The following is a 22,424-nucleotide window of genomic DNA, read 5'->3' as shown; positions in this document are numbered from 1 at the left end:
TCTGATCACTTGCGAGGTCACCCAAGTTTTGAGAGTTCATGATGCCTGTATCCTTTTTTCGGCATCATAAACCGGCGAGCGGTAGCTGATCAGGGGCTATTTAGGGGGTCAGATGCAACGCTTACAGCCGGTCCTACACGGATGGGCTGTTCAAAGAGGCGGCGACAGGGCCTTCGGTCGGTGTCAGGTTATTGGCGCAGCTAAAGCAGTCAACAATGCAGCGGCAAGTACGAAGGGTAGTTTAGTTATTTTGAGGTCCATTGAAGCTACTTAAAGTTGTAGCACATAGACATCACAAACCTGTTACCGATAAGGGGCAACCTGCTGATCAAATAATTTAATTTTGGGGCATGCATCGTTAGAGAGATAACGTGTACTTCTTATTAGGTTTGGCAATGACTTACTCTCCCACGCCTTAAGACGCAGTACCATCAGCGCTGCGGCACTTAACTGCCGAGTTCGGGATGGGATCGGGTGTTTTGCTCGCGCTATGATCACCAAACCAAAAAAGAAGTACAAAACATCAGCTGGTTCACGCTGTGAACCGCGTTGTTCCTTGATCATCGTATACTGATGATTGTGTGTGTATGAACTCTGATTTGCCAGTCTTACTATTACTGGATCAAATCAAGCCTATCGAGCAATTAGTACCAGTCAACTGAACGCCTTACAGCGCTTACATCTCTGGCCTATCGACGAGGTGGTCTACCTCGGCTCTCAGGGATATCTTGTTTTGAAGGGGGCTTCCCGCTTAGATGCCTTCAGCGGTTATCCTGTCCGATCATAGCTACTCTGCACTGCCGTTGGCACGACAACAGATCCACCAGTGGATCGTTCACCCCGGTCCTCTCGTACTAGGGGCAACTCTTCTCAAATATCCTACACCCACGGAAGATAGGGACCGAACTGTCTCACGACGTTCTAAACCCAGCTCACGTACCTCTTTAAACGGCGAACAGCCGTACCCTTGGGACCTGCTCCAGCCCCAGGATGAGATGAGCCGACATCGAGGTGCCAAACGGTGCCGTCGATATGGACTCTTGGGCACCATCAGCCTGTTATCCCCAGCGTACCTTTTATCCGTTGAGCGATGGCCCTTCCACTCGGGACCACCGGATCACTATGGCCGTCTTTCGACTCTGCTCGACTTGTCAGTCTCGCAGTCAGGCTGGCTTCTGCCATTGCACTCAACGAGCGATTTCCGACCGCTCTGAGCCAACCTTCGCGCGCCTCCGTTACAATTTGGGAGGCGACCGCCCCAGTCAAACTACCCACCACGCAGGGTCCCGGACCCGGATAACGGGCCGCGGTTAGACATCAAGCAGAATAAGGGTGGTATCTCAAGGGAAGCTCCACCGAAACTAGCGTTCCGGTTTCAAAGCCTACCACCTATCCTGCACATACTGTGCCTGATGCCAATGCGAAGCTATAGTAAAGGTGCATGGGGTCTTTCCGTCTAACCGCGGGTATCCTGCATCTTGACAGGAAATTCAATTTCGCTGAGTCCACATTTGAGACAGCGGGGAAGTCGTTACGCCATTCGTGCAGGTCGGAACTTACCCGACAAGGAATTTCGCTACCTTAGGACCGTTATAGTTACGGCCGCCGTTTACCTGGGCTTCAATTCGGAGCTTGCACTCCTCCTTTTAACCTTCAGGCACCGGGCAGGCGTCAGACCCTATACGTCGTCTTGCGACTTCGCAGAGCCCTGTGTTTTTAGTAAACAGTCGCCACCCCTGGTTTGTGCCCCCGCCCACCAGTTGCCTAATGAACGGGCCTCCTTCTCGCGAACTTACGGAGGTATTTTGCCGAGTTCCTTAAATGTGGTTCTCTCAAGCGCCTTGGTATTCTCTACCAGTCCACCTGTGTTGGTTTAGGGTACGATCTCATGGAGGGCTATTTCCAGGAACCTCTCAGCGGCCCGCCCAATCCGATAAGGGCGAACAACAGTCGAGATCCGTCACATCCTCCTGGCCCAGGAATATTAACCTGGTTCCCATCGACTACGCCTTTCGGCCTCGCCTTAGGGGTCGGCTTACCCTGCTCAGATTAGCTTTAAGCAGGAACCCTTGGACTTTCGGCGAGGGTCTCTCACTCCCTTTGTCGCTACTCATGTCATCATTCTCACTAGTGATCTCTCCACCGGATCCCTCACAGGTTAAGCTTCACAGAAAATTCCTTGCGTCCAATACCGCCGAGGCGGTTAAGGACGCATGGAATTATGTCACACTACGCTCTGCTACCATGCACTACGTGCATCCTAGACTTCGGCTCATGGCTTGAGCCCCGTTACATCTTCGCCGCAGGACAACTTATTTAGACCAGTGAGCTGTTACGCTATCTTTAAAGGATGGCTGCTTCTAAGCCAACCTCCTGGTTGTTTTGGTCGTCCCACCTGCTTTCCCACTTAGCCATGAATTAGGGGCCTTAGTCGTAGGTCAGGGTTGTTTCCCTCTCCACAACGGACGTTAGCACCCGCTGTGTGTCTGCCGGATATTACTCCTCGGTATTCGGAGTTTGATTAGGATCAGTAAGGCTGTGGGCCCCCATTACCCATTCAGTGCTCTACCCCCGAGGGTATTCGTCCGACGCTCTACCTAAATAGATTTCGCAGAGAACCAGCTATCTCCGAGTTTGATTGGCCTTTCACCCCTAGGCACACCTCATCCCGACCTTTTTCAACAGGTGTGGGTTCGGACCTCCAGTAAGTGTTACCTTACCTTCATCCTGGACATGCCTAGATCACTCGGTTTCGGGTCTAATGCATCTAACTCAGTCGCCCTATTAAGACTCGCTTTCGCTGCGCCTACACCTAACGGCTTAAGCTTGCTAGATACACTAAGTCGATGACCCATTATACAAAAGGTACGCTGTCAGACCTCAAGGGTCCTCCAACTGATTGTAGGCGTTCGGTTTCAGGTACTGTTTCACTCCCCTCGTCGGGGTGCTTTTCACCTTTCCCTCACGGTACTGGTTCGCTATCGGTCAGTAAGGAGTACTTAGCCTTCGAAGGTGGTCCTCCGATGTTCAGACAGAATTTCACGTGTTCCGCCCTACTTAATACGTCCAATCATGCTTCATATACGGGGCTGTCACCCACTATGGCTGTGCTTTCCAACACATTCTATTCACACTCATGGCTCGGCTGGTCCCCGTTCGCTCGCCGCTACTAGGGGAGTATCTATTGATTTCCTTTCCTCCGGGTACTTAGATGTTTCAGTTCCCCGGGTTTGCTTTTATAACCCTATGTATTCAGGTTATAAATACCTGTTTTACCTCATTATTAGCTGCTCCGAAAAGCAATAATAACAAAGTATCAGGTGGGTTGCCCCATTCAGAGATCCATGGATCAAAGCTTATTCTCAGCTCCCCATGGCTTATCGCAGAGTATCACGTCTTTCATCGCCTCTTACTGCCAAGGCATCCACCAAACGCCCTTTTCGCGCTTGATTTGATCCAGAAATAGTCAGACTACTTCTGTGGGCCCTCCCTTTTGTATCTTTCAAAAGGGCCCTTAATCAAAATGCATACATTGCAGTGCTTGCCGCTGGTTCGCAACAAACACTGTTCGAACAAGATTACTCTTGCTCCGGTTAGTGTACTTGACTTGGAACAAAATAGATTTGCTGCAGATGCAGCTGGTTATCCTTACTTGGACAACCATCTATTCTGATGTTTTGTATCTCTCTAAACGATGTCAAATGATCCGAAGATCAAGTCGTCCGATTGGACGGCAAAGCAGCGAACTGCTTAACGGTCAAATCGTATGTTTGATGTTGATGGTGGGTCGAGGAGGACTTGAACCTCCGACCTCACGCTTATCAGGCGTGCGCTCTAACCACCTGAGCTACCGACCCATCTGGTGGAGCGTATCGGGATCGAACCGATGACCCCCTGCTTGCAAAGCAGGTGCTCTCCCAGCTGAGCTAACGCCCCATTAGGTGCGTCCCACTCTGGGTGGAACTTAAACTGAAGAGATATGAGGACGGCCTGGCTCTAGGTCACTTCCAAGGAAGAAGTGCCTGAATATGTCGGCTTTGATTGCCGACTGCTAAGTGTTCCACGAAGATTGCGAACAATCTTGGCTAGGAACATCCTTAGAAAGGAGGTGATCCAGCCGCAGGTTCCCCTACGGCTACCTTGTTACGACTTCACCCCAGTCGCTGATCCTACCGTGGCCGCCTGCCTCCCGAAGGTTAGCGCAGCGTCGTCGGGTAGAACCAACTCCCATGGTGTGACGGGCGGTGTGTACAAGGCCCGGGAACGTATTCACCGCGTCATGCTGTTACGCGATTACTAGCGATTCCGACTTCATGGGGTCGAGTTGCAGACCCCAATCCGAACTGAGACATCTTTTGGAGATTAACTCACTGTAGATGCCATTGTAGCACGTGTGTAGCCCAACCCGTAAGGGCCATGAGGACTTGACGTCATCCACACCTTCCTCCCGCTTATCACGGGCAGTTTCCCTAGAGTGCCCAGCCGAACTGCTGGCAACTAAGGATGTGGGTTGCGCTCGTTGCCGGACTTAACCGAACATCTCACGACACGAGCTGACGACAGCCATGCAGCACCTGTCACTAGGTCACCGAAGTGAAAACCAGATCTCTCTGGCGGTCCTAGGATGTCAAGGGTTGGTAAGGTTCTGCGCGTTGCTTCGAATTAAACCACATGCTCCACCGCTTGTGCGGGCCCCCGTCAATTCCTTTGAGTTTTAATCTTGCGACCGTACTCCCCAGGCGGAATGCTTAATCCGTTAGGTGTGACACCGAAGGGCAAGCCCCCCGACGTCTGGCATTCATCGTTTACGGTGTGGACTACCAGGGTATCTAATCCTGTTTGCTCCCCACACTTTCGTACCTCAGCGTCAGTATCGAGCCAGTGAGCCGCCTTCGCCACTGGTGTTCCTCCAAATATCTACGAATTTCACCTCTACACTTGGAATTCCACTCACCTCTCTCGAACTCTAGACTGATAGTTTACAGGGCAGTTCCGGGGTTGAGCCCCGGGATTTCACCCCATACTTTCCAATCCGCCTACGTACGCTTTACGCCCAGTAATTCCGAACAACGCTAACCCCCTCCGTATTACCGCGGCTGCTGGCACGGAGTTAGCCGGGGTTTCTTTACCAGGTACTGTCATTATCATCCCTGGCGAAAGAGCTTTACGACCCTAAGGCCTTCGTCACTCACGCGGCATGGCTAGATCAGGCTTTCGCCCATTGTCTAAGATTCCCCACTGCTGCCTCCCGTAGGAGTCTGGGCCGTGTCTCAGTCCCAGTGTTGCTGATCATCCTCTCAAACCAGCTACTGATCGTCGACTTGGTAGGCCGTTACCCCACCAACTATCTAATCAGACGCGGGCTAATCCATCACCGATAAATCTTTCCCCCGAAGGGCGTATACGGTATTACTCTCAGTTTCCCGAGGCTATTCCGTAGTGAAGGGTATATTCCCACGCGTTACTAACCCGTCCGCCGCTCACTCCGAAGAGTGCGCTCGACTTGCATGTGTTAGGCCTGCCGCCAGCGTTCGTTCTGAGCCAGGATCAAACTCTCAAGTTGAAAGCATCTTACGATGCTGTCCTTGACGTTCGAACCTCTGCACATCACCACTTGGCCTTACTGAAAACCAAATGGCGTTTCTCTGTTTGTTGTGCTTCAGTAACCAAAGTTACCAGAAGCCGCCAAACAGTGAAGCTGACACTCTATAATCGGCCGAAGCCTAAGAGCGTTGATATACAGACGTCTGATCCATCGAACTGAACCAAACCGCCCACATATCTCTTCAGATATATCAATTTCAAACAGCGTAGAGACAAAAAGGAACCAGATGCGCCCTAACTTCTTTGGCGCGCCTCGCCTGTATTATCTCTGTTTTTCGTCTTGCGTCTCGTTGCCGTTTGTCTGCGTTTCCGCTTCCGTGTGGCCCGTCTGGCGCCCCGTTGGTGCTTGTTAGCGCCGCCGGTGAGGGGGTTCTACGGTTAGTGGCTGGTGCCCGCAACCCCTTTTTTCGAGAAATTTGCATTTTTTATGACAAACATGATTTTCCCTGTGTTTTTAGGGGGTTGGTGCAATTTACATGCGTGAACCGGGGGTCTCATCGCAATTTTCTTAGGCAGAATGGAAACAGAACATACCAGATTTGGGGTTATCCACAGAGTCACCCACAAGACTCTCCGAGTCTCGCACGGACTCAGACCCCAAAATCACGCTGAATCGCGCCGATTCACACTTTGTTAAGCGATTCACTGTCCAGTGGGGGCAGTGATTCATTGTGATTCACCTCCTCAATACGCAAAGACCCGGCAGTTTTGCTGCCGGGTCAGTGAATCAATTGAGCTGGTTCGGGCGTTACGCGATCTGTCGTTTGCGTTGGAACGTCACATAGCGAGTCGCGACCAACCCCACGATCACCACAAGGTAGATGATCGGCTCCAGTTGGAACCCTTTCACCAACCAAAGATAGTGTATCGCCCCAAGGATTGCGGCTGGATACGTCAGCTTGTGCATCTTACGCCAGGCGGCCGCCCCCATCTTGCGCACCGACAGATTGTTCGATGTTAGCGCCAATGGGATCAGCATAAGGAATGACACCATACCAACGGTCACATAGGGCCGCTTCACGACCTCTTCCCAAACGCGGCTGATGCTTTGTACGTCAAGGATCGCAAAGACAAGGAAATGCGCGAGAACGAAGAAGAAGGACGTCACGCCAATCGCCCGGCGGAACTTGATCAAGTTTACACCCGTCCAGTTCCGCAGTGGGGTGACCATCAGTCCTGCGACCATGAGGATCAGCGCGATCTCACCATAGGCCCGCTCAAGCACATTTATCGGTTCAACGAGATACGGGCCTATCTGGTTCAGCGCGCGCCAGAACTCCCAAACGGCATAAACAGCACTTACTATATATATAGTCCACGCTGGAAGACGGCGAAGCGCGCCGTTGATAGATTGCGCAACGGCCATTCTAGATATCCACGCTTAGATCTTGGCCCGCATAAAGCGGCGCAACTTCAGGATAGCCATTGAACATCAGCGTATCCTGACGGGCCGCAAAAAGACCGCCACCAATACGACGCTCGGAGGCTTGGCTCCATCGCGGGTGATCCACGTTTGGGTTCACGTTACTATAGAAGCCATACTCACGCGGGTTAGCCTTGTTCCAGCTTGTGGGCGGCTCCTGATCAGTCAGCGTGATACGGACAATCGACTTGATCGATTTGAAACCGTACTTCCATGGCACAACCAAACGGATCGGTGCTCCATTCTGGTTCGCAATTGGTTGATCATAGATACCCGTCGCCATGATGGTTAGCGGATGCATCGCTTCATCAAGGCGCAAACCCTCAACATAAGGGAAGTCCAACACGCGGCGCTGCACACCGATCATGTTCTCTGGCTGCACGACAGTTTCAAAGGCCACGTATTTTGCGCCTGATTGCACGCCCACCTTGTTCAGAATGTCCGCCAGCTCAATCCCGTTCCACGGAATGACCATCGACCACGCCTCGACGCAGCGGAAGCGGTAAATGCGATCCTCGACCGACAGTCCCGCAAGCAAGTCACCCAGCGCATAGTCACCCGGGTTGTTCACCATACCATCGACCTTGATCGACCATGGCGAGGTTTGCAGCTTGTGGGCGTTCGCAGCCGGGTCGCCCTTGCCTGTGCCAAACTCATAGAAGTTGTTGTAGCTGGTGATTTCTTCCAACGTGTTTGGTTCCAGATTGCCTTGGGCGGCGGCCCCCCCGCCAGACCAATCGCGCCAAGACCAATCGTGCCTGCTAGGATCTGGCGACGATTGAGGTAAGCGGACTTTGGGGTAACATCATCCTTAGTCAGGGTGTTCGTCCAGCGATATGCCATGTGGCTCTCCGTTCATTTCGATTCTTGGAATCATATAGGCGAGAACGATTGAAAGATGTCTCACGTTGCCGCCAGAACACTGAAATGTTCCAGAAATAAGGCCGGTCAATCACGAAACCTCACGCATCTGTGACTGGAAACCTAAAAACGGCGTGGCTTAGGCGGTTGTTGACTTTCGTCAAGCGGGTTTGGCGGGAATCCCCGGTGATCTGACTTCGCAGTGCCCCGTAGAAATCTCGATGCACAAGAAACGCATCTTATGCAAAATGGGAGACTACCACATGCTACGCAGAACTTTTATCGCCGTGACCGCCGCCGCAACAGTTGCAACATCCGCTTTCGCCATGTCCGAGAAGGATATTGTGGACACCGCCGTTGAAGCAGGCACATTCACAACATTGGTCGCAGCTGTCGAAGCCGCTGGTCTTGCAGACACATTGAAAGGTGACGGTCCGTTCACAGTGTTCGCACCAACGGACGAAGCCTTCGCAGCACTGCCAGAAGGCACAGTTGAAGGTTTGCTGGAAGACCCAGAGGCGCTGGCCGCGATCCTGACTTACCACGTTGTCCCCGGTAAAGTGATGTCTACTGATCTGAGCAACGAAATGATGGCCACAACGGTGAACGGTGCCGACGTGACAATCATGACCGAAGGTGGCGTGATGGTCGATGGTGCCAACGTTGTCGCAGCTGACATCGAAGCCTCAAACGGCGTCATCCATGTGATTGACTCTGTGATCCTGCCCGCAAGCTAAGCGCTGCGTCTGGTTTGATCGAAGAGCCCCGGCCGTTTGGTCGGGGCTTTTGCGTATGAATGAAGTATTTGCAAGCGGCTGGTTTGGAAAACCAGTTTGAAAAGAAGGTTCAACGCTGAGCCAACATGGGCAGTATCAGGCCCCAACGGGTTTGCTGAATTGACCCTGCGGGTTCAAAGCCCAGTTTCTTGTAAACCGTGATAGCCCGGGCATTCTTTGGATGTGGATCGGTGGCGATCACAGGTGCCCCTTCATTGAAAAGGGCTTGCATCCTGATACGGATAAATGCTGAACCATGGCCCACACCAACCATTTCCGGGTCCCCAATATACTGATCAATACCCCGCGCGCCCTTTGGAAGATGGGCAAAATGGTGGTCGCCCCATCCGTGAACTGTGTAATCTTGGATGAACGCAAAAGGTCGATCAGCAAGCGATACAATCCAGCGCGCGACACGCGGATTAACTAGATCTGCCGCATCATAGGGCTGATCTGTATCCCACCATTCGCGGACATGCCGGGCCGATTGCCAACCTGCAAGCAAGTCGAGATCATCCAGCTTCGCTTTTCGGAAATTGTACTGATCGGCAGCTATCATTTGAACAGGTTAGCAGATTGCCGGGCAATAGGATTGAATTAACACCAGTCCCGGACCGAAACGTGTTGCGATAAATGAAAAAGGGCGCCTGAAGGCGCCCTTATCCGTTTAGTGGACGACCGCATCCTCGGGCGGTTGCCTGTTGCTCGATGATACCCGGTCACCAACCAGCAATCCATCCACACCCGCGCTGACATTGATCGTATCACCATCCATGACGTCACCGGCAAGGATCATCTCGGCCAGCTGATCTTGCAGCGCCCGCTGAATCACCCGCTTAAGCGGGCGCGCACCGAACACCGGATCATAACCTTCATCCGCCAACCATTTCAGCGCAGCATCGTCCAGATCAAGCGAGATGTTCCGCCCTGCCAGCCGCTTCTCAAGCAGCCCAAGCTGGATCGTCACGATCCCGGCCATATCTTCACGCGCCAGACGGTCAAAGATGACGGTTTCGTCCAGACGGTTCAGGAACTCTGGCCGGAAATGCGCACGTACCGCATCCATCACATCGCGCTTGGCTTCGCTGGCGTCGGCACCATCAGGCAATTGGCTCAACGACTGCGCACCAAGGTTGGACGTCAGGATGATCAGCGTTTGCTTGAAATCGACTGTGCGGCCCTGACCATCGGTCAACACGCCATCATCAAGAACCTGCAACAACACATTAAACACATCCGGGTGGGCCTTTTCGACTTCATCAAACAGGACCACCTGATAGGGCCTGCGCCTGACTGCTTCGGTCAGCACACCACCCTCGTCGTAGCCGACATAACCCGGAGGCGCACCGATCAGACGGGCAACCGCGTGTTTCTCCATGAACTCGGACATATCGATGCGCACCATCGCGCTATCGTCATCAAAGAGGTACTCGGCCACGGCCTTTGTCAGCTCGGTCTTACCGACACCAGTTGGCCCGAGGAAGAGGAATGACCCAAGTGGCCGGTTCTCATCATTCAGACCCGCACGGGCACGGCGCACGGCATTGGCGACAGATCGCACGGCCGTTTTCTGACCGATGACGCGCTTACCGAGTTCTTCCTCCATGCGCAGCAGCTTGTCGCGTTCACCTTCGAGCATCTTAGAGGTCGGGATACCCGTCCACCGCTCAACGACTTCGGCGATCTGTTCAGGGCGCACGGCTTCTTCGACCATTAGGTCGTCATCGCCTTCTTCGACTTGGGCGACCAGACGCTCCAACTCTGGGATCACGCCGTAAGACAGCTCACCCGCTTTCGCGAGGTTGCCCTCACGCTTCGCGATATCCAGTTCGGCGCGAGCGCGGTCCAGCTTTTCCTTCACGTCGCGCGTGCTTTCCAGCTTGTCACGCTCGTTTTGCCATTTTGCCGTCATCTCAGACGCGCGATCCTGCAGATCGGCCAGCTCTTTCTCCAGCTTCTCCAGACGATCCTTAGAGGCTTTGTCGTCTTCCTTCTTGAGCGCCTCAGATTCGATCTGAAGCTGCAAGATCTGACGATCCAGCGCATCAAGTTCTTCTGGTTTGCTGTCGACTTCCATACGCAGTCGGCTTGCGGCCTCATCCATCAGGTCGATGGCCTTGTCGGGCAGGAAGCGGTCGGTGATGTAGCGGTGCGAGAGGGTCGCCGCAGAAACAAGCGCACTGTCAGAGATACGCACACCGTGGTGGAGTTCGTATTTCTCTTTAATACCGCGCAGGATACTGACTGTGTCCGTGACCGTTGGTTCCTCAACCATCAAAGGCTGGAACCGGCGGGCCAAGGCCGCGTCTTTTTCAACGTACTTGCGGTATTCATCCAACGTCGTCGCACCCACGCAGTGCAGCTCACCCCGCGCAAGGGCAGGTTTGATCAGGTTGGCCGCATCCATGGCGCCATCCGATTTACCGGCACCCACAAGCGTATGCATTTCGTCGATGAAAAGGATGATTTCGCCAGCAGCGGCTTCGATCTCTTTCAGCACCGCTTTCAGGCGTTCCTCAAACTCACCGCGATACTTCGCGCCTGCAATCAGAGCACCCATATCGAGCGCCATCAGTTTCTTGTTGCGCAAGCTTTCGGGCACGTCGCCGTCGATGATGCGCAGTGCAAGCCCCTCGGCAATCGCGGTCTTACCAACGCCGGGTTCACCAATGAGCACCGGGTTGTTCTTGGTCCGGCGCGACAGGACCTGCATCGCGCGGCGAATTTCTTCATCGCGGCCAATGATCGGGTCAATTTTGCCTTGCTCAGCGGCCTCGGTCAGGTCACGGGCATATTTTGCCAGCGCTTCAAAGCTGTCCTCAGCCGTCGCGCTGTCGGCGGTGCGGCCCTTGCGGATATCATTAATGGCCGCGTTCAGGGCCTGGGCCGTGACGTTGCCTGCATCCAACGCATCTTTCGCCTTGGATTTCACCAAGGCCAATGCCGTCAGCAAACGCTCAACAGGTACAAAGCTGTCGCCCGCTTTCTTGGCGACCTTTTCGGCCTCGTCCACAACCTTGGCGGTGACGTTATCAAGATACACCTGTGCACCCTCGCCGGACACCTGTGGGATCTTGGCAAGGCTGGCATCAACGGCGGCTAATACAGCTTGGGGGTTCCCGCCCGCACGGGTGATCAGGTTGGAGGCCAACCCTTCTTCATCATCCATCAGTGCTTTGAGCAGATGTTCGGGCGCAAGCCTTTGGTGGTTCTCGCGCATTGCGATCGTCTGGGCAGCCTGTACGAAGCCGCGCGACCGCTCGGTGAACTTTTCTAAGTTCATGGGTCTCTCCTATGTTAAGCGCCCGTATTTTTGGATGCCCGACTACGCGGCACATCCCTGTTTGGGCCTCATGGATTAGATGGGGATTGGGCTGCTCACCCGCAAGTCGATCAATGCACTTTTTGGTAACGGGGAGATCGGTAAATTTATTCCCCGCGCTTTCACACGGATAATCGCGCACAAAAACCACATAGCGAGACAATCTGCAACGAAGGCAGAAGACCACTCACGCGACCCCCACCTTGGTCGTTAATGGTGATGGCGACCAAGGCGCAATGACGTAGTCCCGGGAGAGGCTGCGTCATTGCTCTTTTGCAAGGTTGCGCGCCCGTGCGCGGACCGAGGCAGCAGGATCGTTAGCAGCCGCCGCCAGCAAGGTGTCGGAATCAGAACCGCCCAATCTGACATATGCATCCAAGGCCCAGGCCCGCAGCATCGGCTTTTCATGCTTAAGGTATGGGATCACCGCCTCGGGCGGCAGATCAACGGCGCAATGCTGGATAGACTGCAACAGATGAAGCGCGATTTCCCAATGTGGGTCAGCGCCCAGAATGTCGGCCGGAAACGCAATATCTGCCCCCGCTTCATAGGCGGCCTTGAGCACCCAACTGGCGGCGCGCGCAGTTTTGGTGTCGTCTGCATAGCAAGCGGCAATCACATCTGCATAATCGGACGGCATCAAGGCATCAGCAACGGCGCGCAAATCTGCAACGCGCTTGCCGTCCCAGTCCTCAAACCTCTCCATCATATCCATGACCGCATCATACCGTGATTGCGCCTTGGCAGGCTAGCCGATAGACCCGGCGCAATCATGCAAAAGGAGCCAGCCCCATGTCCGATGACCGTTTGATCGTAGCAATGGACGTGCCCAATGTCCTAGACGGGCTGGAACTGACCAAGACGCTGGGCGACAGCGTGAGCTTCTACAAGATTGGTTTGGGGATGCTCACCGGCGGTGGTTTGGCTTTGGCAAACGAGCTGAAGCAGGAGCATGGCAAGCGTATCTTCCTGGACATGAAGTTCTTTGATATCGGCGCGACGGTTGAGGCCGCAGTGCGGGGCGTAGCGCAATTCAATCTGGATTTCCTGACCGTGCATGGTGACCCCCACGTTGTGCGCGCCGCGCGCGCAGGGGCTGGCGGGTCAGATATGAAGATTCTGGCTGTAACGATCCTCACATCATTGGACCGCGACGATCTCGATGCATCTTGCATAAAGTCAGGCGATGTAGCCGATCTGGTACAGGAACGCGCTGGCATTGCCCTATCCAATGGGGCCGATGGCGTGATCGCATCCCCGCAAGAAGCGGCCTTGATCCGCGCCTTGCCCGAAGCCGAAGGCAAGCTGATCGTCACCCCCGGCGTGCGCCCGGCGGGTGCGGCTCTCGGTGATCAAAAGCGGGTCATGACACCCGCACAAGCGATTGCGAATGGTGCGGATCATGTGGTTGTCGGAAGGCCCATCTGGCAGGCCGAAAATCCAAGGGCGGCGGCACAGAGCATTTTGGCCGAACTGGCGTCTCCCCAAGCAAAAACCCCCAACCGCTAAGGTCGGGGGTTTGCGTTTCAAATAGATGCGGACTTAGTTGTCGTTCACGTCAGTATCCCAGATTTTGACCTGACCGGTCTTCAATCCGAAATATCTCCGCATCGCCAGATAGGATATCAGCGACAGCACCGCAAAGATAACAAGTGTCAGTGCCAATCCTGTGCCTGAGACCCCGAACAGGATCAGTAATCCCATCATCGCGGCCCCGAGAGCGAACCCCAGAAAGATATAGCCGGGGATCAACACTTCGAGTGTTGCGAGGACAAGCGCCCCTGACATCCAAACCCACCATTCTGTCCAAAGTGGCATTATCCACGTCCTTTCAACATTGCGAAGGCATTTGAGAAAGCATCGACCGCATTGGCAGGCAAGACAACTGTCTGACTACCGTTGCCATCACCGAGCTTCTGCAAAGCCTCGACCTGCTTGAGCGCGACCTGATACTGCGCCGCTTCCAAACCATTTTCGGCAATCGCCACAGCAACCACCTGTGTCGCATAGGCTTCCGCATCCGCCAGAATACGACGCGCTTTCGCGTCCTGCTCGGCGGCATAGAGTTCGGCATCCGACTGCAGCTCGACCGCACGCTTTTGACCTTCAGCTTCGGTCACCTGCGCACGGCGTGCACGTTCGGCGTTCAGCTGTTGCAGCATCGCTTCGCGCGTCGCCTGATCAAGGTTGACGTCCAAGATCTCGGCACGCGTGACTTCGATCCCCCAATCATCAACCTGTTCAGCCACTTGCGAACGCACAGCATCAATCAGGTTTGAACGGTTTGCCTGCACTTGGTCCAACTCCATGCGGCCAATCTCGGAACGCACGATACCAGCAACTGTGGTCGAAATCGCACCATCGACGTCACGAATGCGATAGACCGTCTTCTCCGGCTCAATAATCCGGTAAAACACCGATGTCTCAACCTGCACCAGCACGTTGTCAGATGTAATCGCGTCTTGGTTCATTGAGGGCAACTGGCGCTCAAGGATCGAAACCTTGTGCCGCACGCGGTCCAGAAATGGCACAATAAAGTTGATCCCCGGCCCAAGGACCGAGCGGAGCCGACCAAGCCGTTCCACCACGTATTTCTCTGACTGCGGCACGATGCGAACACCGGCCATAATGCAGACGATAATGAACACCGCCAGCATGAGCCAAAGTATGTTTTGTCCAAAGAACTCAGCGAAAATATCTTCAATTGGCATACATCTGTCCCTCTATTGTTATGAAGGACAGATAGGTATGGTTCAGGCCGATTTCAATGTATGCTGTTGTATACTGTTACTTTTAAACCGTGCTGTGACTGTCGCGCCGATGGTATCTGCGGTGGCAGGGCTAAGCGTCCACCCAAGGTGGCCGTGGCCTGTATTATAGAACACACGATCGCTTTTCCCCGGCCCGACGCGCGGCATCATATTGGGCATCATCGGACGCAATCCGGCCCAAGGCACACAGCTTTCTGTGGATACGTCCGGGAAATGCTCTTCACACCATTTAATCAGTGGGCGGACACGACGTTCTAAGATGTCGCGATTCTCGCCGTTAAACTCAGCCGTGCCAGCGATTCGGAAGCGATTCTTGCCCAAACGCGACGATACGATCTTGGCCTTATCGTCCAACAACGACGTTGTCGGCGCTGCGGCCTGAGAAACCTCATCATTAAGGTTCACTGTGATCGAATAACCTTTGACCGGGTACACGTTCACGCGGTCACCCAACATCTGCGCGAACTTGCGGCTACCGACACCCGCAGACACGACAACCGCGTCATACCGGTCCTCTTGGCCGCATTCGACATGCACACCATCCGCACGCACATGCAGATCCGTAACAGGCGCGCCAAGTTTGAAAACAACACCCTGCTTCTTCAGCCAATCCGCCAGCCCGATAGTGAATTTGTGAATGTCGCCCGTGCTGTCGCTTTCAGTCCAGAAACCACCAATGATATCGCCACGAAGAGTGGGTTCTTTCGCCATCACTTCGTCGACGGTCAGCTCATGCCGTTCCAACCCGCCTTCCGCCAGCAGGCCATTAACCATCCGCGCATGCTTGAGGTCTTTCTCGGTCTTGTAAAAATGTAGGATGCTTAAGCAGGGCTGAAGTCAAAATCGACACCTGATTTATCCGCCATCTCGGCCAGCCCTGCGCGCGCAGCAACAGCCATTGCAGCCGTCTTCGTGGTATTAGACTTGTAACGAGGAATGTTGGCCAGAAACTCTGTCATCCAGCTGACCTTGTGCCAACCTGGGCGCGGGTTCACGAACAGGGGCGCATCACCCTCAAGCATCCATTTGATACCTTTCAGGACGGTGGACCATTGGTTCCAGACTTCCGCGTTTGACGCGCTCAACTGGCCTCCATTGGCAAAGCTGGTTTCCATCCCGGCGTAACGTTGACGGTCATAAACCGTGACGTCAAAACCGCGGATCATCAATGAATATGCAGTGGTTACGCCAGTGATTCCGGCGCCGAGAACAGCAATCGAAGGCATGGTAAATCCCCTTACCAAATGCCCCCACCGTCTGTTGTACCTGAGAGATTCGCCCTGATGCTTAAGCTTGCTCCTTCGGCGGACCACTCAAGGTCTCTCTTCGGTGTGTTGCACCCCAACCGGTCCTTTTGCCTGAGAGTGACCGGGGCGGTTGCTCCTTCGGCGCCAGACTGAACCGAACTCTCCCGGTCAGCGTGTTTCCTATTGGAAACCTCATAGACAGATTGCTGCACAAAGCAACAAGAATCTGCAGCCTGTTTCAGCGGCTCTCAAAAGCGTCTAGACCGTGTGATTTAAGTTGCGAACCCACCCGTCTCAGCTATCCAGCGCTGCAAGCGCGCGCAATAGGAGGGAACGCGATTAGGCAAATTCATAAAGGTGTCCAGATCGTAAAGTGCCCAGCGCTGCCCTTCATCGCCAAATATGATGTCTTCGACGGCGAATGGCGGCAACCAAGCGACAAAGAACGCGACCCATTTGCCCGGATCGTAGTTCGCAGGGAATGCGCTTTCCCAGAGCACCGCTGAGGGCGGCAGGACCAGCCCCAGCTCTTCCCGGGTCTCGCGTGCGACGGTCTCAAACGGGGTTTCACCGCCATCACGGCCTCCTCCGGGCAAGTCCCAAAGGTTGGGATAGGTGATATGATCGAAATCATCGCGCAGGATACTGATGATCTGGTTACCCAAAAACAGGGCAACCTTCGCCCCATCATGCGGCCCCGTTGTGTCCATATCCTGCGCCTCGTACACTGTGGGTATGCCCGCCCTTTGCCGTGATTGCCTGACCACATTCGACAGCGAAACCCGCTGTCTGAAATGCCGCAGCCCAAGGGTGACGCGGCACCCGGAGTTGTTTGACCTTACCATTGCCCACATGGATTGCGATGCCTTCTATGCATCTGTCGAAAAGCGCGACAATCCGGAACTGGCCGACAAGCCCGTGATCATAGGCGGCGGGCGGCGTGGCGTCGTCTCGACCGCCTGTTACGTGGCGCGGATCAAAGGCGTGAAATCCGCCATGCCGATGTTCAAGGCGCTGAAACTCTGCCCCGAGGCGGTGGTCGTGCGACCGAATTTCGATGCTTATGTCGCAGCCTCCAAGGCCATTCGCGAGATGATGGATGAGCTGACACCTGTCGTTGAGCCGCTGTCGCTGGACGAGGCTTTCATGGACCTGACAGGGACCGAACGCCTGCATCACGCGCCACCCGCTGTGATGCTGGCACGGTTGATCAAGCGCATGAAGGACGAGTTGGGGTTGACGGGCTCGATCGGCCTGAGCCACAATAAATTCCTCGCCAAGGTCGCCTCTGACCTCGACAAACCGCGGGGGTTTTCAATCATCGGGAAAGCGGAAACGACTGCCTTTCTGCGCCCCAAATCCGTGCGGCTGATCTGGGGGATCGGCCCTGCTGCGCAAAACAGCCTCAACAACGCTGGCATCCGCACATTCGATGATCTGCTGCGCTGGGATCGGCGTGACTTGCATGACCGGTTCGGCGGCATGGGCGAGCGGCTGTATAGCCTTGCGCGGGGTGAGGATGGACGGCGGATTTCATCGCATAGCCCCGTAAAGACGCTGTCGAACGAGACGACGTTTAATGAAGACACCGGTGACGTCGAAATCCTTGATGGCCACCTCTGGCGGATGGCTGAGAAGGTGAGCGCACGGGCAAAGGCCAAAGACAAGGCAGGGCGCGTTGTTACACTCAAGCTCAAGACATCCGATTTCAAGCTAATCTCAAAGCGGCAGAGCCTGCATCATCCCACCCAGATCGCCGATACGGTCTATCGCACAGCGCGTGGTCTGTTCGATCAGGTCAGCAGTCGTGGGCCATTCCGCTTGTTGGGCGTCGGGCTTTCGGAGATCAGTTCGGATGCGGACGCAGACCGCGAAGGGGATTTGCTGGATCCCGGCGCGCAAAAACGGGCTGAGGCAGAAAGAGCAGCCGATAAGATCCGCGAGAGGTTTGGAAAAGATGCGATTATCAAGGGGCGGGCCTTGCGCTGAATCGCAAGGTGGGTCTTGACCCATCTTACATACTCCACTTACGTTCTAGCAAAGGTCACGCAAACAACAGGAGGACAGTGCTGAACATGCGTATCATCCGTCGACTTCAGCATGGTCCCCGTCCCGCCCTGTAAATCCGTTTGCAGGGCTGATCAGTCCACGATCTGCCCAGACGCCGCACGCGCGGCACCTTTCCTACGTGACTGAGACTTCTTATGACCATCATCAACATCAATGCCCTTGGCGTAACCTTGGGCGACCCACTTTTCACTGACCTCAACCTAACCATCTCAAAGGGCGACCGTATCGGGCTGGTCGCCGCCAACGGGCGCGGCAAATCCACACTGATGGGCTGTATTGCCAGCACATTCGCGCATACCACCGGCGACATAACCCGCGCGCGCGGTCTGCGTGTCGGATATGTCGAGCAATACATCCCGGACGACGCCCAGAGTGAAACACTCTACAACATGGTGCTTGCCGCTCTTCCGCAGGAACAAGCCGACTATGAAAGCTGGCGTGTGGATGTCGTGCTGGATGACCTTAAGGTACCATATGAGTTGCAGCACAAACCACTGACCGAACTCAGCGGCGGCTGGCAGCGCACGGCCTTGCTCGCAGCGGCTTGGATCACAGAACCCGACATCCTGTTGCTTGATGAGCCGACCAACCACCTTGATCTGCATCGCATCGGCCTGCTTCAAGACTGGCTCAGCGCCCTGCCCCGCGACACGCCCGTTGTCATCACCAGCCACGACCGCGCCTTTCTTGATGCCACAACCAATCGCACTCTTTTCCTGCGTGCCGAGCGCAGTCGGGTTTTTCAACTGCCCTTCACCAAAGCACGCGACGCTTTGGCCGAAGCAGACGCCGCCGATGAACGCCGCTTTGCAAATGACCTCAACAAGGCGCAACAACTGCGCAAACAGGCGGCAAAGCTGAAGAACATCGGGATCAATTCAGGCTCTGATCTGCTGGTGAATAAGACCAAACAACTGAGCGAACGGGCTGCCAAGATCGAAGCCGCCGCCAAGCCAGCGCATCATGAACGCGGCGCGGGCGATATCAAACTTACGAACAGCGGCACCCATGCCAAGGCCCTGATTGCGCTGGATGATGCGGAGGTGAGCACGCCCGATGGCCGCCTGCTCTACAAGACCGGGAAGAAGTGGATTGCACACGGGGACCGCGTTGTGCTGTTGGGAACCAATGGCACGGGTAAGACGCAGCTGGTTCAGTTGATCCATCGTGCAGTTACGGGCGAGACGGCGGGGATCAAAGTGGCCGCAACACTGGCGGTGGGTTATTCCGATCAGCATCTCAGCCAGTTGGCTGATGCAGATACGCCTATGGCGGCGGTCGCCGGGCAATTCGATGTGGGCGATCAACGCGCCCGCGGGTTGCTAGCTGGCGCTGGGGTGAGCATTCAGATGCAGGACACCAAGATTGGGGCGCTATCAGGTGGGCAAAAGGCGCGTTTGGCGATGTTGATTCTGCGCCTTAGGCAGCCGAACTTCTACCTTTTGGATGAACCGACGAACCACCTTGATATTGAGGGGCAGGAAGCTTTGGAGGATGAGTTGATTCACCATGGTGCGACCTGCCTGTTGGTCAGCCACGATCGCAGTTTCCTGCGCAATGTCGGCAATCGTTTTTGGCAGATTGAGCGCAAGCGGTTGGTCGAAGTGGATGACCCAGAATCGTTTCTTGCACAGGAGATGACGCCCCACCCCAGATAGGATGGGACGCCGGGGTAGGATTACACCGCCAACGGTGTATCGCCACGTTTCCAAAGTAGGGGTGGAATACTGCATCCACGGGCGTCTGCGCCACATGGTTGATGTAGTTGGACATGGTCTTTTGGGCCAAACCCAGGATCACGTCGAGCACCGCGCGGTGGCTATAACCAGCCGCAAAGAAGGTATCCATCTGCTCTTGGGTGGCATTGCCGCGGGCACGGACCATCTGCACAGTAAAGGTGCGCAATGCGTCCAGTTTTGCAGATGGGAGCGGCGTTTCGTTGCGCAACGCGTCGCTGATATCGTCAGACACCTTCATCATCTTCGCAATGCCGGTGTGGGCTGGCACACAATAGTGACACTCATGCTCGACATTGATGGATTGCCAGACAACCGTCAGTTCGTCGGCGTCAAAGTCTGTCTCAGTGAACAGCTTGTGCAGCACTTGATAGCCCTCATAAGCCTGCGGGCTTTCGGCAAGCACCTTATGCAGGCCGGGCAAACGGCCAAAGGCCTTCTGAGAGTTTTCCAACAGCGGTTTTGACGCTTCCGGAGCTGTTTCAAGATTGTGCGATGGGAATGACATAGGTTTTATCCTTCAGGTTTTGCGACATCCCCATTTTTAGGGTTTCTTGAGTGATCACTCAAGTATATAATTGAGCAATCACTCAAATAATGGTGAACCCATGCCACGTAGGCCCAACTATGACCGCGACGACCTGATTGAACGCGCTCGCGATCTGTTTTGGCAGTATGGGTGGGCGGGCACGTCGCTGAAAGATCTCGAAGCCGCGCTGCAAATGAAACCCGGCAGCTTTTACGCAGCCTTCGGATCAAAAGATGCGCTCTTTGAACTGGCCTTGGATAAATATACCAGCGACGGGTCGGCGCGACTGGGTGCCTTGACCGAAAAGCTGGGGCCCTTACAGGCGTTGCAGCAGTTCCCTGCCCACGTCATTGCGAATGACGCAGCACCGGCAAAGGCCTGCATGCTGTCAAAGACATATCTGGAACTGCAGGCGCGCGGTCATTCACTGGCGGCAAAGGCCGACAAGAACCTCACACAGATGGAGGCGCAATTTGCTGGCCTTTTTGCGCAGGCACAGGCACAAGGTGACATTGCCCCAAGGCATGATCCACAAAAACTGGCCCGGAAGTATCAGTCCGATCTATTGGGGCTTAGGGTGACGGCAGAGCGGAACGAAGCGGATGCAATTGCTATCGCCGCAGACATCGCTGAGGGATTGACCCGGCTTTCCGAAATGGCTTGAAGCTGATCTTGTTCTATTCAGCGGCAACCTTTTGGTCGGCTTGCCGACCGATGTCTGCAATCTCTGCGATCACACCACCCAACAGGGATTTGAAGCTATCGAAGTGTGCGCTGGGTTCCAGCGTGCGTTCATTCATATAGAGCGCACGGTCAATTTCGATCTGAACAGCGTGCTGCTGGCGTGATGGCCGCCCATAGTGCTGTGTAATAAACGCGCCTGCGAAAGGCATGTTACGCGCAACACGCAAGCGGCGCTGGCGAGGGCAGCTTCGATTTGTTCAATGATTGACCCAGCAGCGGTCGATCCGAAACGGTCGCCCAAGACCACATCAGGACGCGCGCTGCCCGGGGGGCCCACGTTTTCAAGGGCCTCGTGGGGCATCGAATGGCAATCAATCAGGATCGCTTCGCCAAATGCATTGCTGCTTTCATCCAGCAACGTTTGTAATTGATCATGGTAGGGACGCCAGAAGTTCGCGATCCGCTGATGTGCCTCAGCCAGTGTCAACTTGCCGCGATAGATCTGGCGGCCATTGGCCACGACCCGCGGAATGACCCCAAGGCCGCTGGCAATGCGCGGATTATGGGCCGTGCGCCGCACCCCTTCGATCAGCGCGGAATCAAGCTCGTCCGCACCTCGGTTCAAATCAACATAGGCCCGTGGCGCATTGGCCGTCAGCAAGGGCGCGCCACAGGAGGGCGCTGTTTCAAACAGCTGATCAACAAAGGCATCTTCGGACGAACGGATCTCGCTTGCATTCAGAACAGCGCGCCGCAAAAAGGCCTCGGGATAATCACGTCCGCTGTGTGGCGACGCAAATACAACACTTGTGGTGCGGGCTTTGGGCCGGGCCAGGCTGAAAGCGGTTTTAAGCATGTTTTCCGTCCCTTCTGTGCTTTAGATAGCGTGTTTTGGGAAAATACCAAAAGTCCTTGATCCCTTCTACGACTCCTTTTATAGACCGCACGACTGACGCGGTTCGCCCGCGTCCTATTTCGTTATGGGACGCAGGTATCGTAGAGGACACGGACGATTAGCTCAGCGGTAGAGCACTTCGTTGACATCGAAGGGGTCACTGGTTCAATCCCAGTATCGTCCACCATGAATTCAACGGGTCTTATGGCCTGAAACGCAACCCAAGGCGCAAATCGCGCGCCGCGACAGATAGGACACGACCCATGAAGGTACGTAACTCCCTCCGCTCGCTCAAGCAGCGCCACCGCGATTGCCGCATCGTGCGCCGTAAGGGCCGCGTCTATGTGATCAACAAGACGCAACGCCGGTTCAAGGCCCGCCAGGGCTAAACCAGCGACAACAGGTTTGTCGAAAGGGTCGCGCCAAAGGTGCGGCCCTTTTTCGTTTTATGGGTGCATTGCAATGCGTAAGGTTCATCGTGATCCGCTATACCTTATGGCAAAGGA

At 54.9% G+C, this 22,424-nt stretch carries 13 protein-coding genes, 3 tRNA genes, 3 rRNA genes, 4 pseudogenes and 1 riboswitch; of the genes and pseudogenes, 7 read left to right on the top strand and 16 right to left on the bottom strand.

What is annotated here, in order from left to right:
- Nucleotides 1-387 precede the first annotated feature (387 nt).
- The 7 genes and pseudogenes from rrf to msrP form a co-directional block, all read right to left on the bottom strand.
- Nucleotides 388-502: ribosomal RNA gene (gene rrf, locus QTO30_RS16765) — 5S ribosomal RNA — on the bottom strand.
- A 121-nt stretch (nucleotides 503-623) separates the two neighbouring features.
- Nucleotides 624-3,452, bottom strand: a 23S ribosomal RNA gene (locus QTO30_RS16760).
- 328 nt (nucleotides 3,453-3,780) lie between these two features.
- Nucleotides 3,781-3,857 (bottom strand) — tRNA-Ile (locus tag QTO30_RS16755).
- A 3-nt stretch (nucleotides 3,858-3,860) separates the two neighbouring features.
- Nucleotides 3,861-3,936: transfer RNA gene (locus tag QTO30_RS16750), tRNA-Ala, on the bottom strand.
- Between the two features lie 165 nt (nucleotides 3,937-4,101).
- Nucleotides 4,102-5,563: ribosomal RNA gene (locus tag QTO30_RS16745) — 16S ribosomal RNA — on the bottom strand.
- Together the 16S, 23S and 5S rRNA genes with 2 tRNA genes alongside form the textbook arrangement of a ribosomal RNA operon.
- Before the next feature lie 789 nt (nucleotides 5,564-6,352).
- Complete coding sequence (gene msrQ / locus QTO30_RS16740; protein ID WP_340425202.1) at nucleotides 6,353-6,970, bottom strand: protein-methionine-sulfoxide reductase heme-binding subunit MsrQ; 618 nt, start codon at nucleotides 6,968-6,970, stop codon at nucleotides 6,353-6,355.
- Between the two features lies 1 nt (nucleotide 6,971).
- Nucleotides 6,972-7,870 (bottom strand): annotated as a pseudogene (gene msrP, locus QTO30_RS16735) (protein-methionine-sulfoxide reductase catalytic subunit MsrP).
- Nucleotides 7,871-8,151: 281 nt separating this feature from the next.
- Between msrP and QTO30_RS16730 the strand changes: the two are divergent.
- Nucleotides 8,152-8,625, top strand: coding sequence for a fasciclin domain-containing protein (locus tag QTO30_RS16730; RefSeq protein WP_340425201.1), 474 nt, complete (start codon nucleotides 8,152-8,154; stop codon nucleotides 8,623-8,625).
- Nucleotides 8,626-8,734: 109 nt separating this feature from the next.
- On the opposite strand, the gene QTO30_RS16725 is transcribed toward QTO30_RS16730, so the two are convergent.
- From QTO30_RS16725 to QTO30_RS16715, 3 genes are all read right to left on the bottom strand, one after another.
- Nucleotides 8,735-9,223, bottom strand: coding sequence for a GNAT family N-acetyltransferase (locus QTO30_RS16725; protein WP_340425200.1), 489 nt, complete (start codon nucleotides 9,221-9,223; stop codon nucleotides 8,735-8,737).
- Between the two features lie 108 nt (nucleotides 9,224-9,331).
- Nucleotides 9,332-11,947, bottom strand: coding sequence for an ATP-dependent chaperone ClpB (gene clpB / locus QTO30_RS16720; protein WP_340425199.1), 2,616 nt, complete (start codon nucleotides 11,945-11,947; stop codon nucleotides 9,332-9,334).
- A gap of 301 nt (nucleotides 11,948-12,248) precedes the next feature.
- On the bottom strand, nucleotides 12,249-12,701 hold the full coding sequence (locus QTO30_RS16715; protein WP_340425198.1) for a hypothetical protein: 453 nt from the start codon (nucleotides 12,699-12,701) through the stop codon (nucleotides 12,249-12,251).
- 77 nt (nucleotides 12,702-12,778) lie between these two features.
- Here QTO30_RS16715 and pyrF point away from each other — a divergent pair, with 77 nt between their 5' ends.
- On the top strand, nucleotides 12,779-13,495 hold the full coding sequence (pyrF, locus tag QTO30_RS16710; protein WP_340425197.1) for an orotidine-5'-phosphate decarboxylase: 717 nt from the start codon (nucleotides 12,779-12,781) through the stop codon (nucleotides 13,493-13,495).
- A gap of 33 nt (nucleotides 13,496-13,528) precedes the next feature.
- On the opposite strand, the gene QTO30_RS16705 is transcribed toward pyrF, so the two are convergent.
- The 4 genes and pseudogenes from QTO30_RS16705 to QTO30_RS16690 all read right to left on the bottom strand — a co-directional run bounded on the left by QTO30_RS16705 (nucleotide 13,529) and on the right by QTO30_RS16690 (nucleotide 16,714).
- A complete protein-coding gene (locus QTO30_RS16705) occupies nucleotides 13,529-13,804 on the bottom strand; it encodes an NfeD family protein (protein WP_340425196.1) in 276 nt (91 codons plus the stop codon).
- Nucleotides 13,804-14,697, bottom strand: a complete 894-nt coding sequence (locus tag QTO30_RS16700) for an SPFH domain-containing protein (RefSeq protein ID WP_340425195.1) — start codon at nucleotides 14,695-14,697, stop codon at nucleotides 13,804-13,806. The genes QTO30_RS16705 and QTO30_RS16700 overlap by 1 nt, the downstream gene beginning before the upstream one ends.
- Before the next feature lie 42 nt (nucleotides 14,698-14,739).
- A pseudogene (locus QTO30_RS16695) lies at nucleotides 14,740-15,983 on the bottom strand (D-amino acid dehydrogenase).
- 110 nt (nucleotides 15,984-16,093) lie between these two features.
- Nucleotides 16,094-16,181: riboswitch (glycine riboswitch) on the bottom strand.
- 95 nt (nucleotides 16,182-16,276) lie between these two features.
- Entirely contained in the window at nucleotides 16,277-16,714 is a 438-nt protein-coding gene (locus tag QTO30_RS16690) for an NUDIX hydrolase (protein WP_340425194.1), read from the bottom strand.
- 25 nt (nucleotides 16,715-16,739) lie between these two features.
- Here QTO30_RS16690 and QTO30_RS16685 point away from each other — a divergent pair, with 25 nt between their 5' ends.
- Both QTO30_RS16685 and QTO30_RS16680 read left to right on the top strand, forming a co-directional pair.
- Nucleotides 16,740-17,993: a DNA polymerase IV gene (locus tag QTO30_RS16685; protein WP_340425193.1), complete on the top strand. Its 1,254-nt coding sequence runs from the start codon at nucleotides 16,740-16,742 to the stop codon at nucleotides 17,991-17,993.
- Nucleotides 17,994-18,208: 215 nt separating this feature from the next.
- Complete coding sequence (locus QTO30_RS16680; RefSeq protein ID WP_340425192.1) at nucleotides 18,209-19,732, top strand: ABC-F family ATP-binding cassette domain-containing protein; 1,524 nt, start codon at nucleotides 18,209-18,211, stop codon at nucleotides 19,730-19,732.
- Nucleotides 19,733-19,752: 20 nt separating this feature from the next.
- Here the strand turns inward: QTO30_RS16680 and QTO30_RS16675 are convergent.
- Nucleotides 19,753-20,318: pseudogene (locus tag QTO30_RS16675) on the bottom strand (carboxymuconolactone decarboxylase family protein).
- A gap of 100 nt (nucleotides 20,319-20,418) precedes the next feature.
- Between QTO30_RS16675 and QTO30_RS16670 the strand changes: the two are divergent.
- Nucleotides 20,419-21,003, top strand: coding sequence for a TetR/AcrR family transcriptional regulator (locus QTO30_RS16670; protein ID WP_340425191.1), 585 nt, complete (start codon nucleotides 20,419-20,421; stop codon nucleotides 21,001-21,003).
- A 13-nt stretch (nucleotides 21,004-21,016) separates the two neighbouring features.
- Here QTO30_RS16670 and QTO30_RS16665 read toward each other — a convergent pair.
- Nucleotides 21,017-21,879: pseudogene (locus tag QTO30_RS16665) on the bottom strand (N-formylglutamate amidohydrolase).
- Nucleotides 21,880-22,030: 151 nt separating this feature from the next.
- On the opposite strand from QTO30_RS16665, the gene QTO30_RS16660 reads away from it, so the two are divergent.
- Both QTO30_RS16660 and ykgO read left to right on the top strand, forming a co-directional pair.
- Nucleotides 22,031-22,105, top strand: a tRNA-Val gene (locus tag QTO30_RS16660).
- Between the two features lie 76 nt (nucleotides 22,106-22,181).
- Nucleotides 22,182-22,307, top strand: coding sequence for a type B 50S ribosomal protein L36 (gene ykgO / locus QTO30_RS16655; protein ID WP_008231708.1), 126 nt, complete (start codon nucleotides 22,182-22,184; stop codon nucleotides 22,305-22,307).
- The last annotated feature ends 117 nt before the right edge of the window (nucleotides 22,308-22,424 follow it).

This window comes from Yoonia sp. GPGPB17 (assembly GCF_037892195.1).
GTDB lineage: Bacteria > Pseudomonadota > Alphaproteobacteria > Rhodobacterales > Rhodobacteraceae > Yoonia.
Note: the sequence above shows the minus strand (reverse complement) of the source record. Positions and strands in the feature narration are given on the sequence as shown.